This window comes from Bradyrhizobium sp. SRL28 (assembly GCF_018596315.1).
Taxonomy (GTDB): domain Bacteria; phylum Pseudomonadota; class Alphaproteobacteria; order Rhizobiales; family Xanthobacteraceae; genus Bradyrhizobium.
Genome location: NZ_JAHEAG010000008.1, coordinates 29,399 through 41,787, shown reverse-complemented (window position 1 = coordinate 41,787; position 12,389 = coordinate 29,399). Strand labels below are relative to the sequence as shown.

General features: G+C 63.4%; 11 protein-coding genes. 3 read left to right on the top strand and 8 right to left on the bottom strand.

The genetic code is table 11. The features are described 5' to 3' along the window. Positions 1-34 precede the first annotated feature (34 nt). From KIP88_RS18735 to KIP88_RS18715, 5 genes are all read right to left on the bottom strand, one after another. Positions 35-1,552, bottom strand: coding sequence for a L,D-transpeptidase family protein (locus KIP88_RS18735; RefSeq protein ID WP_214489430.1), 1,518 nt, complete (start codon positions 1,550-1,552; stop codon positions 35-37). Positions 1,553-1,584: 32 nt separating this feature from the next. After that, positions 1,585-2,151: a L,D-transpeptidase gene (locus tag KIP88_RS18730; RefSeq protein ID WP_249790867.1), complete on the bottom strand. Its 567-nt coding sequence runs from the start codon at positions 2,149-2,151 to the stop codon at positions 1,585-1,587. 306 nt (positions 2,152-2,457) lie between these two features. Next, the gene (locus KIP88_RS18725; RefSeq protein WP_214489428.1) at positions 2,458-3,996 is read right to left on the bottom strand and encodes an AMP-binding protein; all 1,539 of its coding nucleotides are present in this window, start codon (positions 3,994-3,996) and stop codon (positions 2,458-2,460) included. 56 nt (positions 3,997-4,052) lie between these two features. Next, the gene (locus KIP88_RS18720; protein ID WP_214489427.1) at positions 4,053-5,174 is read right to left on the bottom strand and encodes a DUF5938 domain-containing protein; all 1,122 of its coding nucleotides are present in this window, start codon (positions 5,172-5,174) and stop codon (positions 4,053-4,055) included. Between the two features lie 53 nt (positions 5,175-5,227). After that, positions 5,228-6,031 carry an SDR family NAD(P)-dependent oxidoreductase gene (locus KIP88_RS18715; RefSeq protein WP_214489426.1) on the bottom strand — a complete coding sequence of 268 codons (804 nt, stop codon included), beginning with the start codon at positions 6,029-6,031 and terminating at the stop codon, positions 5,228-5,230. A gap of 248 nt (positions 6,032-6,279) precedes the next feature. Here KIP88_RS18715 and KIP88_RS18710 point away from each other — a divergent pair, with 248 nt between their 5' ends. Then, positions 6,280-6,945: a TetR/AcrR family transcriptional regulator gene (locus tag KIP88_RS18710; protein ID WP_249790866.1), complete on the top strand. Its 666-nt coding sequence runs from the start codon at positions 6,280-6,282 to the stop codon at positions 6,943-6,945. A gap of 62 nt (positions 6,946-7,007) precedes the next feature. Here KIP88_RS18710 and KIP88_RS18705 read toward each other — a convergent pair whose 3' ends face one another. Then, positions 7,008-7,487 carry a carboxymuconolactone decarboxylase family protein gene (locus KIP88_RS18705; RefSeq protein WP_214489425.1) on the bottom strand — a complete coding sequence of 160 codons (480 nt, stop codon included), beginning with the start codon at positions 7,485-7,487 and terminating at the stop codon, positions 7,008-7,010. 50 nt (positions 7,488-7,537) lie between these two features. Here KIP88_RS18705 and KIP88_RS18700 point away from each other — a divergent pair, with 50 nt between their 5' ends. Beyond that, on the top strand, positions 7,538-8,080 hold the full coding sequence (locus KIP88_RS18700; protein ID WP_214489424.1) for a MarR family winged helix-turn-helix transcriptional regulator: 543 nt from the start codon (positions 7,538-7,540) through the stop codon (positions 8,078-8,080). A 66-nt stretch (positions 8,081-8,146) separates the two neighbouring features. After that, positions 8,147-9,376, top strand: a complete 1,230-nt coding sequence (locus tag KIP88_RS18695; protein ID WP_214489423.1) for a lytic murein transglycosylase — start codon at positions 8,147-8,149, stop codon at positions 9,374-9,376. A gap of 76 nt (positions 9,377-9,452) precedes the next feature. On the opposite strand, the gene KIP88_RS18690 is transcribed toward KIP88_RS18695, so the two are convergent. Next, positions 9,453-10,262 carry an SDR family NAD(P)-dependent oxidoreductase gene (locus tag KIP88_RS18690; RefSeq protein ID WP_214489422.1) on the bottom strand — a complete coding sequence of 270 codons (810 nt, stop codon included), beginning with the start codon at positions 10,260-10,262 and terminating at the stop codon, positions 9,453-9,455. A 33-nt stretch (positions 10,263-10,295) separates the two neighbouring features. Continuing rightward, positions 10,296-12,137, bottom strand: a complete 1,842-nt coding sequence (gene recJ, locus KIP88_RS18685) for a single-stranded-DNA-specific exonuclease RecJ (RefSeq protein WP_214489421.1) — start codon at positions 12,135-12,137, stop codon at positions 10,296-10,298. Positions 12,138-12,389 lie beyond the last annotated feature (252 nt).

Below are 12,389 nucleotides of genomic sequence, written 5' to 3'. Positions count from 1 at the left end.
ACGTGAAGTTCGAGTTGCCGCAAGAAGAACGGGCTCACCAGGTCATGGGATTCCCGAAAGGCGAGTGCCCGAACGGCGTGTGCCAGAAAGGCTGGCTGCGTGGGCGCGAATAGCGGAAGTCAGCCCCCGGACTGCGTCGCCGCCTCTTGATGCCGCCTTGCGGCTCGCCGCTCAACAGCACCACGAATTCCGTTCCCTTGCCCGTTTCCGAACTCATCGCCTCGTCCGTGACGATCACGGAAGATCGCGGCGTAATGTTGCCGATGCTATCCAATACGTCCTGCGGAATGGCGATGCGGCCGAGCGCGGCCTTTGCGCTGTCCGGGTCCGTCGGCACCGGCTCAACGTCGCGACCGCTGCTCCCGCGCGCCCGGTCGCGGGGCTCAACCGCGGCATTGGCCGAACGACCGCCCTCCAATGAGACGACGCTCCATCGCACCTTGGCATCGTCGGTCGCGCGCTCGGTGGCGGTGAAGACATGCGTACCGATTGGACGGTCGGGATCTGCAATCGTGACCGGACTTTCGAGGATGGGCTTGAATGCTTGACGGACATAAAGCCGCTGGCTCTTGCGGCTGATCAACACTGATATTGGCTGGAGTTCGCGTGCGATCTCGCGCACCGCCTCGGCTGCCGCGACGCGCGCAGCCTCGGCCGCGACGGCGGCTTCACGCGTAAGCGTGACGGCGTCGAGCCTCTGTTGCAGATCCGCGTTGGCGACGTTCCATTGCAGCTGCAGCTCCGCGATTTTGGCGACGGCCTGCGCCTTGGCCTCCTCAGCCTGCTCCTTTACCTCCGCCGAGAGGCCAGCGCCAAGTTTGGTCTCGGCGGCCGCCAGTTGCGCCTCGGCCCTGCGCTTCAGATTTTCCGCAGTGCGAACCGGCGCCCTGGCCTGCGTGGCCTCGCGCAAGGCCGTCCCGGCGGCTAATCGCGCCTCGGCCGCTTTCCTCGCCGCCTCTTGCGCCTCTGCCGTGCGAGCCGCGGCCATGGCGCCGGCTTCCGGCTTGGGTTGAAATGGAACCGGATGGGCAAACTCGACGGGCGCTACATCGGTTGGCGCCACGATCACCCGCATGCCCATCGCGGTCGCGTCGAACAGGCGTTCGGCAAAGTCGAAGGGCAGCCGGATACAGCCATGGGACGCCGGACGCCCCGGCAGGACGCCGCCATGGAGTGCGATACCGGACCAGGTGATGCGCTGCATGTGCGGCATGAAGGCGTCGTCATACAGGTTCGAGTAATGCTCCTCTACTTTCTGAATGACGCTGAAGATCCCGGCGGGCGTCTCGCGTCCCTTCGTGCCGCTCGACACCGGCGCCCGCAGGATCCACCCCTTGGCATCATAGACGGAGATCCGCTGGTTGCGGAGCGAAACGATGGCCATGAGCGGCTCGCTGGCGCTGCGCGTCTCGATGGACTCAATCGCGCGTTCGCCGCCTCTCGCGCCCGCATCGTCCCCGGCCGCGACCAGCACGGCCAGACTCGCAGCGGCAAGATACACACGCCGCTGCCACGTGTGCTTGCGTTTCGGATTCACGCAACGAGACGTCATGCGCGTCCCATCTGCAGGTCTATAGGCCCCGTTCACGCACTCCGACCTGGCGGGAGGACGACGACGATCGCACCTGGCTTCACCCGATTCACGAGATCGATGACGTCCTCGTTGGTCATGCGGATGCAGCCGGACGAGATGGCTTGGCCGATATATTCCGGCTGGTTGGTGCCGTGGATACGGTACAGGGTGTCCTTGTTGCCCTGGTAAAGGTAGATCGCCCGCGCGCCGAGCGGATTTTCCGGGCCTCCGGCGATTCGCTTTGGGTAAGGGCCAAGCCGAGCCTGGATCTCCGCTGTCGGAATCCAGTCGGGCCATTCAGCCATACGGCCAACGGTCGCGACACCGGACCAGGCCAGCGCTTCCTCTCCCACCGTCACGCCGTAGCGGACCGCCTTGCCTCCCGGCAGGACGTAATACAGATAGCGTGCATTGCTATCGACCAGGATCGTGCCCGGCTGCTCTTTGCGCATATAGTCTACAATATGCCGGCGATAGGTTTCGGGAATGTCCGCCCGCGCATAAGGCGGATGGGCCAGCAACTGCCGGTCCCTTGGGGTCAAGCTGGCATTCGACGTTGGGGAGAGCGTCGCTTGCATGCAACCGCCCAGCACAGACCCGAGTAACCCCACAAGTAACAACGCCACCCCGGACTTCGGCACAGCCAGTCCTCCAAAGCGTCACACTGGGCACCATTTGCTGCTCAAATAGTGCAGAAATAAAGGCGAGATTGGAAAAGCGCGCGATAACGTCGGCGGGTGTTTGTCCATCGATCACCGCGCCCGCAAGACGACAAGCCGGCGGCCAACCATCTGCCCTCCATCAACTCACACCGAAGCTGCGCCAGCATTCGCCTCGATGCGGCTGATGCAGACCCTGCTAAGGATTACCTTGCCCAGCCATATTCATGTCTTCCCGCTTGCCAGCATTCTGGCGCGGATGTCGGATTTCAGCACCTTGCCGACCTTGGAGCGCGGAAGGTCATCCCAGACTTCAATCTGCTTCGGCGTTTTGACGCTTCCGACCCGCTGCTTCACAAAAGCCGATACCGCGGCGACATCGACGGTGCGCCCTGCTCTCGGCTGCACCACAGCGACAACACGTTCGCCCCACTTCTCGTCCGGCAAACCGATGACGGCACAATCCTGAATGGATTCGTGGGCCTGAAGAGCATTCTCGACCTCGACGGAATAGACGTTGAAGCCGCCAGTAATGATCATGTCTTTGGCGCGATCGACGATGTAGAGGAAATTGTCCGCGTCCAGGTATCCGATGTCACCCGTATGATGCCAACCGTGCACGGAGGCCTCCGCCGTTGCTTCGGCGTTCTTGTAATACCCATCCATCACCAGCGACCCACGAACGACGATTTCGCCGCGTTCTCCGGTAGACATCAGATTGCCGTCGCCATCCATGATCGCAACCTGAACCAGCGGCCCGACACGGCCCGCCGACGACAGACGTCCAGTAGCGACCGAACCGTCGGCGTTGTAATGGTCCCCAGGCGGCATCATCGAGATCATCATCGGCGCTTCGGTCTGCCCAAAGAGCTGGGCCATCGGGCCGATCCGTTCCAGCGCCTCGGTCAGGCGCGCCACCGAAATCGGGGCCGCGCCGTACCAGAAGCATTGCAGCGAGCTGAGATCGGCGCTTCCGAGCTTCGGATGGTCCAGCAGCATGTAGATGACGGTTGGCGGGAGGAATGTGTGCGTGATCCGGTAGCGTGCAATCAGATCGAGGAACTCCCCGATGTCCGGATGATGCATGATCACTACCCGGCCTCCGAGCGTCATGATGGGAAAACACAGCACGCCGGCGGCGTGCGTCAGCGGTGCGAGTGCAAGATAGCTTGGACGCCCCTTGAACGGATAGCCCATCAGGGTCAACGCAGTCATCGTTTCGATGTTGCGCCCCGAGAGCATCACACCTTTGGGTTTACCGGTCGTTCCGCCGGTGCCGGGTATCAGCGCAAGATCGTCGATGGGATCGCGATGAAATGGCTGGTCATCGACATCGGCAAGCCAGCGCTCGAACGACGGCGCGAAAGACGTCTCGGTGTCGAGACATACGAGCTTGCGCAGCTTCGGCAGGTCAGGCCGCATTTTGTCGACCATCGGCGCGAAGCCGCTGTGAAACAGCAACAGGCTGCAATCGAACGCATCTAAAATGAACTGGTTTTCCGCGGCCTCATTACGTGGATTGATCGGACACCAGACGGCCCCGGCGCGCGAAATACCGAACACGCAGGCAAAGGCGGTCGGATCGTTGCCGGACAGGATCGCGACTTTCTCCCCCGGGGCGACGCCGGAATTGGCGAGTCCGCGCGCGATCCGATAGCTAAGGCGCTGCACGTCACCATAGCTCAGGTCGTTTCCGTCCATGGTCAGGCATGGCGCATCAGCACCAAGCGACGCGCCCTTATCCAGATAGTCGACAAGTCGCATGGACTACCTCCCGGAAAGAAGGCGGATGGCGCCGTCGTGCGCGCCACCCGGTTGCATCAATTGTGCACCGTCAGAATTGGGTTCATCACCAATCCGAAGCTTCGCAATTGGCCCAGCAGTTCCCGATGCCCGAACGCCTGACAAGCGGAGGCAAAGCCAACCTTCCTGGGAGCGGTCTGCAGCAGCGAGAAGGCTACATAGGCCTGCAGCATTCCGGTCTGCTTGTAGTTGCAGTTCCCGTGGATCACGCAATGGGCGCGACCGAGCGGTCCCGATGCATAGACCGAATCGATCGAGGTGTTGATGCGCGGATTTTCGCGCGGCGGCATGGTTGCTTGCACCGTTGCTGCGATGTCGGCCAGCGCCTTCTCCTGCTGGTCGGGCGGCAGCGGCTTGATCTTCTCTTTCACCATCTGCTGGGTTTGAACCACGCCTAGCATGACATCGCGCTGCATGACGCCGCCGAGTACCCTGCAGTTGGATACGCGTGGATCGTTCTTGAACCAGACCGGATGCGCAGTGCCGCCCCACGGCACGGCGATGGCGCCCTCATGCTGACCGGGAACGTTGACCTCGAAATTGGCCGTCACATCCCATTCGACAAATTTGTTCTGGACGAGATAGTACCAGTTCGCCTTGAGGATGGTGAAAATCGTCTGCGTCGAGGCATAGGTCGGAAACCCCTTCCACAGCACGAGGATGTCGAGCGTATCGAGGCCGGGCGTTTCGAGGCATATGTTCGCTGCAATTTCACCCGTCGTGTACATCTGCGCGATGTTGGGCGCGAGCAGCAATCCTTTTGCCGCGAATTTTTCTCCCCAGCGTTCCTGCGCCAGCAGCACCCAGTCCTGCTCGCCGGTCGTATCGGAATAATGACAGCCGGCGGCAAGGCAAGCTTCGACAACTTCCGGGCCATACTTGATGAATGGGCCGACCATATTGCTGACGAACTTCGCGCCCTTGAACAGTTTGGTCAGCGCTTCGACCGTGTGCTCAACCTCGGCAATCTCATAGTCCGCGGTTTCGATGCCGGGAATTTTCTCGACGACGGCTTTCACTTTGGCGGCGTCGCGGCCGGCGGCAATGAAGGGAATGTTGTATTCCCGCAGATATTCGCAAACCAGACGCCCCGTATACCCCGAGACGCCATAGACGACGACAGGCTTCTTCTCGCTCATGTCCATATCCTCCCGAATTTCTGTTCGAATTTTTGGTCTTGGCGCTTGGTAATTTACGTGCCCATGCCGCCGTCGACCGGCAGGCCGGCGCCGGTGATAAAGCGCGCCTCGTTCGAGCAAAGGAAAACAGCGGCGTCGGCCATGTCGCCGACCTCGCCCAACCGGCCAAGCGGTGTCTGTTCGACGACCGAGCCGACGGCGGCACTGACGTCCGGTGCTAGTCCTGCGGCAACGATGTCGTTGGCCAGTTGCATTCCCATGTCGGTGGGAACAAGCCCGGGATAGAGACAGTTGACCCGCACGCCGTAACCGAGCTTGCCGGCTTCGACGGCGGCTATCCGCGTCATGCGGTCGACAGCCGATTTGGTGCCGGAGTACCCGGCAATAGCCGGGAATGCGATCGTAGCTGCGACCGATGCGATATTGACGATGGCGCCGCCGGCACCTGCACTTCCGCCAGGCCGCATCGCGCGAAACGCATGTTTCATGCCGAGACCGGTGCCGACGATGTTGACGTCGCACATCCGGCGCAGATCCTCAGCCTTGAGATCGACGACGAGCGAGGTAATCTCGATGCCGGCATTGTTGATCAGGATGTCGTAGCCACCGAGCGTGGCGACGGTGGCTGCAACAGCCTTTTCCCATTGCGCGTCGTCGGTGACGTTCAGTTCCACAAAGCCTGTTTTGGCGCCTGTCTTTGCAAGACGGCCGGCAGTGTCTTTGCCGAGATCGGCGAGAATATCGCCGATCATCACCGACGCGCCGGCGTTCGCCAACGCCTCTGCTATCGCAGCGCCGATGCCTCGCGCGCCACCAGTGACCAGAGCCTTGCGGCCAGCCAGATTCTTCGCACTCATCGTAGCTCCTCCCCTTGTGATTTCCGTTGTGGCGCGCCGAGGCGCGCCGCGATCGCTTTCTCCCGATGAACGGCTTCTTCCGGCCGTGAACTCCGAAAACTTGACAAATGTCCAAGATTATCTTGACGATTGTCAAAAATCTTGACACTTGTCAAGCAATCCTTAACAGGGAGGGACGAGGATGATTTCGGAAGGCACTTCAGGGCATTATTGCCGCCGAAGTGACGCGGCGATTCGGAGTTTTGGACGTGCGCAAGCAATTTGCAGAGAGGCAGCGGAAAATTGAAACGCCGAGCCGGCTAAGCAAACCGTCGGATCGAATCGAACGATCGCGTGTCGATAAATTCAGTGCACGCCGAATCGAACTTGCCGAGGCTGCGTTGGAAACCCTGGCTGAGCTCGGCTATGCGAGGACCAGCCTGCGCGAGATCGCACAGAAGTCGGAGTTTACGCACGGTGTGCTGCACTATTACTTCACCGACAAGGTCGACCTGATCTGCTGTTGCGTTCGTCACTACAAGGCGAAGTGCGTTACGCGGTACGACCGGATCACGTCGGCGGCGCAAAGCCGCGACGAATTGTTGAAGGGTTTTCTGGAAAAGCTCGGTGAGACGGTTCGCGACGAGGCGCAGATGCATCGCCTTTGGTACGACCTTCGCTCGCAGTCTCTGTTTGAAGAAGCCTTTCGCGACGACGTAACCGAGATCGACAAGAGCCTGGAAGACATGGTGTGGCGCATCGCGTCGCGCTTTGCCTCACTCGGTGGTCGACAGCCTGCCGTCTCCCCGGGGGCCCTTTATGCACTGTTTGATGGGCTGTTCCAGCGATGCCTGCTGCGACACCTCTCCGGGGATCGTAGGGCGATTGCCGATCTGCAGGAAGAAGTGGGGCGGCTCCTTCCGACCGTTGCATAGCAACTGCGGATTTTGGGAGCCGGCGCGCAGGCGAGCGAACGGCGCCATCGTCATGCCAGTTTTTACGAAGCCGCCGCGCCGACAGACTGCTTCCGCGTCGGCGGCGTCCAGCGGAACGCCGCGCCGAACCGGTTCCAGACGTTGATCGAAGCCACCGCCGACGTGAGATAGGCGAGCTCCTTCTCGGAGAATTCGCTACTCGCCTCTGCATAGACCTCGTCGCTGACGCCGTCGCTGAGCAAGGTCAGCGCTTCCGTCCAGGCCAGTGCCGCACGCTCCTGCTGCGAGAACTGCGGCGCCTCGCGCCAGACCACCACGAGGTTGAGCTTGTCGGTGGGCACGCCGAGCTTCTCGCCCTCCAGGATGTGATACTGCACGCAGAAGGCGCAGCCATTGATCTGCGAGGCGCGCAGCTTGATCAGTTCGAGCAGTTGCTTGTCTATGCCAGCCTTGCCCGCGACCTGGCTGAGCGCCAGCACGGCCTCGTAGGCATCTGGCGTCAGCGACATGAAGTCTTTGTACTCTTTGCGGGCGTGTGACATCTTTTGTGCCTCGTGTTATCAGTGCTCTGATTTATTATAAGAGCACTGATATGCCGCGCAAGGCACTACGGAACACGACGGCACGATCGCGAAATGCACCGGCGAAAAAATCGCGGCAAGCATCCGCCGACAATCCCGCGCCGCTGCAGCGACCGCCGCCGCCCGGCGAGGGCAAGCGCGGCGAGCAAGGCTACCTCGCCTACCTGCTGCGGCAAGCCCAGGCTGCGACGCGGCTGGCGATGGAGCGGGCGCTGGCCGAACTCGGCGTCACCTCGCCGCAATTCGTCGTCCTGACCATGCTGCGCGCTTATCCGGGCCTGTCGGGTGCCGATCTCGCGCGGGTGGCGATGCTGACGCCGCAGACCACAGGTGTCATCATCCGCAATCTCGAGCGCGACGGCGCCATCAAGAAGACCCCGCACCCCGTTCATGGCCGGGTGCTGCAGTGGACGGTGACGCGACGCGGTGCAGCCCTGCTCGACAAATGCCGGCGGCACGCGCAAATAATCGAGCGGCGGCTGGTGGCCGGGCTGTCCGCCAAGGACCAGGCCATGATCCGCCGCTGGCTGGCCAAAATCGCCACCGATCTGTGAGGAATCTCGGGTTCCCGCGGCGTCATGGCTTTTGGCGCTGGCCCGCCGCGCCGCTAGACTGCGGGCATGAAACAGCCTGATTCCCAGACCCCAACCCGCCGCGCCGTGCTGCAAGGAGGCATCGGCGCTGGCGCCCTGCTCGCCACGGGGCTTCCTGCGTTCGCGGCGCCGCCCGGCTTCGACCAGTGGCGCGACAATTTTCGCGCGCGCGCGCTGGCAAAAGGCATTTCGGACGGGACCTGGACGCGGGTGATGGGCCGCATCGAGCCCGACATGAGCGTGTTCCGGCAGATGCAGAAGCAGCCGGAGTTCCACGAGCAGATCTGGCAATACATCAATCGCCGCGCCTCCGACTGGCGCATCATCCACGGCCGCGAGGCCCTGAAGAAGCACGAGGCGCTGTTTGCGCGGATCGAGCAGGATTTTGGCGTCGAGCGCGGCACGCTGCTGGCGCTGTGGGGCGTTGAATCCGCCTATGGCGATCCGCTGGTGCAGCAGAACCACATGCGTCCGATCTTTCCGGCGCTTGCAGCGCTGGCCTGGAACGAACCGCGCCGCCGCGCCTATTGGGAAACCGAGCTGATCAATGCCTTGAAGATCGTCGACCGCGGCTGGGGCACGCCGGAGGAAATGCGGGGATCCTGGGCCGGCGCGATGGGCCACACGCAATGGATGCCGGAAGTCTGGCTCAACGTCGGCATGGACTACGACAAGGACGGCCGCGTCTCGCCGTTCGGCAAGCCCGACGACGCACTCGGCTCCAGCGCGCGCTATCTGCTCAACCGCGGCAAGTATCACCGCGGCGAGCATTGGGGCTATGAAGTCCGCAGCGCCGGAGGGTCTTCGAGCGGCAGCCGGACCTACGCGGCATGGGCCAGCGCCGGCGTGACGCGCGCCGATGGCAAGCCGTTCCCGCAGCCGAATGCATCCGCACAGATGTGGGTGCCGGTCGCCGGCGGTCCGTCATTCCTGCTGGGTCCGAATTTCTATTCGGTAAAAAGCTACAACCCGTCGATGAACTACGCGCTGGCGATCTGCCATCTCGGCGACCGCATTTTAGGAGCGCCGCCGTTCATCAACCCGTTCCCCGGCTCCGAGCGCGCGCTGACGCTTCCCGAAGTACAGGAGCTGCAGACGCGGCTGACCAAGGCCGGCTTCGACACCGGCGGCACCGACGGCCGTGTCGGCAACGACACGATGAAGGCGGTGAAAGATTATCAGACCAAGATGGGGCTGCTGCCTGCCGACGGCTATGGCGGGCTGAAGGTGCTGGCGCGGTTGAGGCAGGGCGGTTAAGTCCAGCCGTCATTGCGAGCGAAGGGCATAACGGTGGGATGGATTGCTTCGTCGCTTACGCTCCTCGCAATGACGGCTAGGCCCTCCGCACGACACCGCCTGCATGCATGCCGCCATCGATGACGAGCTCAGTCCCCGTGACGTAGCGCGAGGCATCGGACGCCAGATACAAAACCCCCTGCGCGATCTCCTCGGCCTCCCCGGCGCGGCCGAGCGGCGTTACAAGTTTCGCACGCTCCTCGGGATCGATCGGCGCGTTCTGCCCGGCGCCCGCGGCCTCCGTCGGAATCTTGCCCCAGATCGGCGTGTCGATAATGCCGGGATGCACCGAGTTGACGCGGATGCCGTCGCCAAACGTGGCGCACTCCATCGCGATCGCCTTGGCGAACAGCCGCACGCCGCCCTTGGTCGCGCAATAGCCGGAAAGGCCGGCTGCGCCGCGCAGGCCCGCGAGCGACGACATCATGATGACGGAGCCGCCGCCGGTCTTGCGCATCAGTGGCAGGCAATGCTTCACCGACAGGAACACGCCGTCGAGATTGATCGCGGTCTGCCGCCTCCAGTCCGAAAGCGACATCTCGGTGATCGACGGTACGGAAATGCCGATGCCGGCGTTCGAGACCAGCACGTCGAGCCGGCCGTAGCGCTTCATGACATCGGCCACCACCTCGATCCAGCGCTCCTCGCTGGTGACGTCGTGATGCCAAAAGCTCGCCTCCCCACCCGCCTTCTTGATCCGCGCCACGACCTCGGGGCCTTTCAAATCGTCGACATCGGTCACCGCGACCGAGGCGCCCTCGCGCGCCAGCAATTCGGAAACCGCTTCGCCAATGCCGGATGCGCCGCCCGTCACCAGCACGACCTTGCCCTGAACCTGCCCTGTCATGTCTTCTCCCGTTTGTTGTTCTTGGTTATTGAACTACCTGATCACGGCCGGTCCCGGGTCCGGCACCGCTACGTCGACCACGCGCAATTGCACGCGTTCCGAGCCCTGAAAGCGATCGACCGCGAGCGAGCCCGCGACATGCAGGGGCTGGCCGCGGTTTTGCGTCAGCGCGTGGCCGAGCTTCTGGCCGATCGAGCGGAACGCGATGCCGTTGACGATGGCGCCGTCGCCTGACTTGAAGCGCACGCGCAGATGCGCCTGTCCCACTTCATCGGCATAGACCAGCTGATGCGCCGGCAGCGCGATCACGGGCTCCGGATTGGCCGCCCCGAACGGCCCGGCGCGGTTTAGCATGTTGGCGAACTCCACGGTGACGCTGCGCGCGCTGACGGCGCCATCGATAAACAACTCGTTCTCGTGACGGGAACTGGCGACGTCCTCGGCCAGCGCGCTTTCCATGAAGGCGCGAAATTCCGCAAGCTTCTCCTTGCGCAGCGTCACGCCCGCGGCCATGGCGTGGCCGCCGCCCTTCATCAGCAGTTTTTCCTTCACCGCCTGCCGCACCGCCTTGCCGAGATCGACGCCCGAGATCGAGCGGCCCGAGCCGGTGCCGATGCCGCCCGGCTCCAGCGCGATCGCAAAGGCGGGACGTGCAAACTTCTCCTTCAGCCGCGAGGCGACCAGCCCGACGATGCCGGGGTGCCAGCCCTCGGCGGCGGTCACGATCACCGCGCCCTTGTCCTCAAGCCCGAGCGAAGCCAACGCTTCAGCCTCGGCTTGCGCCTCCGCCGCCTGCTCGATGATGCGGCGCTCGCTGTTGAGCCGGTCGAGTTCGGCCGCGATCCGCGCGGCCTCCGAGACGTCGCCTTCCAGGAGCAGCCGCACGCCTAAATCAGCGCGCCCGATCCGCCCTCCCGCATTGATGCGCGGCCCCAGCATGAAGCCGAGATGCCAGGCTTCGGGCGGGCCGTTCAGCCGCGCCACATCCATCAGCGCGGTATGACCGACATGGTCGCGGCGGCGCATCGCGATCAAGCCCTTGGCGACGAAGGCGCGGTTGAGCCCTGTCAAAGGCGCGACGTCGGCGACGGTGCCGAGCGCCACATGGTGTAGCATGCCGAGCAGATCCGGCTCGGGCTGTTCGGCGGTCCAGAAGCCGCGGCCGCGCAGTTCCCGGTTCACCGCCACCAGCGTGATCAGCACGAGGCCGACGGCTGCGAGATGGCCAAGGCCGGAGAGATCATCCGGCCGGTTCGGATTCACCAGCGCGTCGACCTCGGGCAATTCGTCGCCGGTCTGGTGGTGGTCGATAACGACCACGGACATGCCGAGCTTCCGTGCTTCCGCCAGCGGCTCAAGGCTGGTGGTGCCGCAATCGACGGTGACGAGCAGCGTCGCGCCTTTGCCGGCAAGCGCGCGCACCGCCTCGACGTTGGGGCCATAGCCCTCGAAGATGCGGTCAGGGATGTGGATCAAGGGATCGAGCCCGCAATGGCGCAAATGCCAGGCCAGCAGCGCCGCCGAGGTCGCGCCATCGACGTCGTAATCGCCGAAGATCGCGACCTTCTCGGCGCGCGCGGCCGCGTCGGCAATGCGCCTCGCCGCCGTCTCCATCTGCGTCACGGTATGGGGATCGGGCATCAGTTTGCGGATGGTCGGATCGAGAAAGTCCTCGACCTCGTCGATCCCGACATCGCGGCCCGCCAGCAGGCGCGCCAGCATCTCCGGTAATTGGTAGCGCTGCGTGATCGCCAGCGCCCGCGCCGCCCCCCGGGCATCGAGCCGGTCGCGCCACAATTTGCCGGTTGCCGAACGCAATACGCCGAGAAACGCCGGCGGCAGTTCAACGGGAAGTGCGGATGCGGGGAGCGTCATGATGCCTTCGAGACATAGGGGCAAAGCCGCCGCTCGGCAAACGCAAGCCGGGGCGATGGCGTGGCGCCGCGGCGCACGAATCGCTACGGCCAGGTTGACACAACCTCGGCCACGTCAGCTTTGAGCTTATGCCGACAAAAACGACTTGCACAAAGAAGATGCAACTTGTCCCCGCAATACTACCCGCGGGACGGCGAAACATAAACCAATCGTTAGCCATGATCCCCGACAAAGGAGTCCAACAAACTCCCG

Bases quoted from the DNA above. Each gene is read 5' to 3' on its own strand.
- KIP88_RS18730 (WP_249790867.1), bottom strand. From the start codon at position 2,151: ATGCAAGCGACGCTCTCCCCAACGTCGAATGCCAGCTTGACCCCAAGG.
- KIP88_RS18695 (WP_214489423.1), top strand. From the start codon at position 8,147: ATGAAACAGCCTGATTCCCAGACCCCAACCCGCCGCGCCGTGCTGCAA.
- KIP88_RS18690 (WP_214489422.1), bottom strand. From the start codon at position 10,262: ATGACAGGGCAGGTTCAGGGCAAGGTCGTGCTGGTGACGGGCGGCGCA.
- KIP88_RS18705 (WP_214489425.1), bottom strand. From the start codon at position 7,487: ATGTCACACGCCCGCAAAGAGTACAAAGACTTCATGTCGCTGACGCCA.
- KIP88_RS18700 (WP_214489424.1), top strand. From the start codon at position 7,538: ATGCCGCGCAAGGCACTACGGAACACGACGGCACGATCGCGAAATGCA.
- recJ (WP_214489421.1), bottom strand. From the start codon at position 12,137: ATGACGCTCCCCGCATCCGCACTTCCCGTTGAACTGCCGCCGGCGTTT.
- KIP88_RS18725 (WP_214489428.1), bottom strand. From the start codon at position 3,996: ATGCGACTTGTCGACTATCTGGATAAGGGCGCGTCGCTTGGTGCTGAT.
- KIP88_RS18715 (WP_214489426.1), bottom strand. From the start codon at position 6,031: ATGAGTGCGAAGAATCTGGCTGGCCGCAAGGCTCTGGTCACTGGTGGC.
- KIP88_RS18720 (WP_214489427.1), bottom strand. From the start codon at position 5,174: ATGAGCGAGAAGAAGCCTGTCGTCGTCTATGGCGTCTCGGGGTATACG.
- KIP88_RS18735 (WP_214489430.1), bottom strand. From the start codon at position 1,552: ATGACGTCTCGTTGCGTGAATCCGAAACGCAAGCACACGTGGCAGCGG.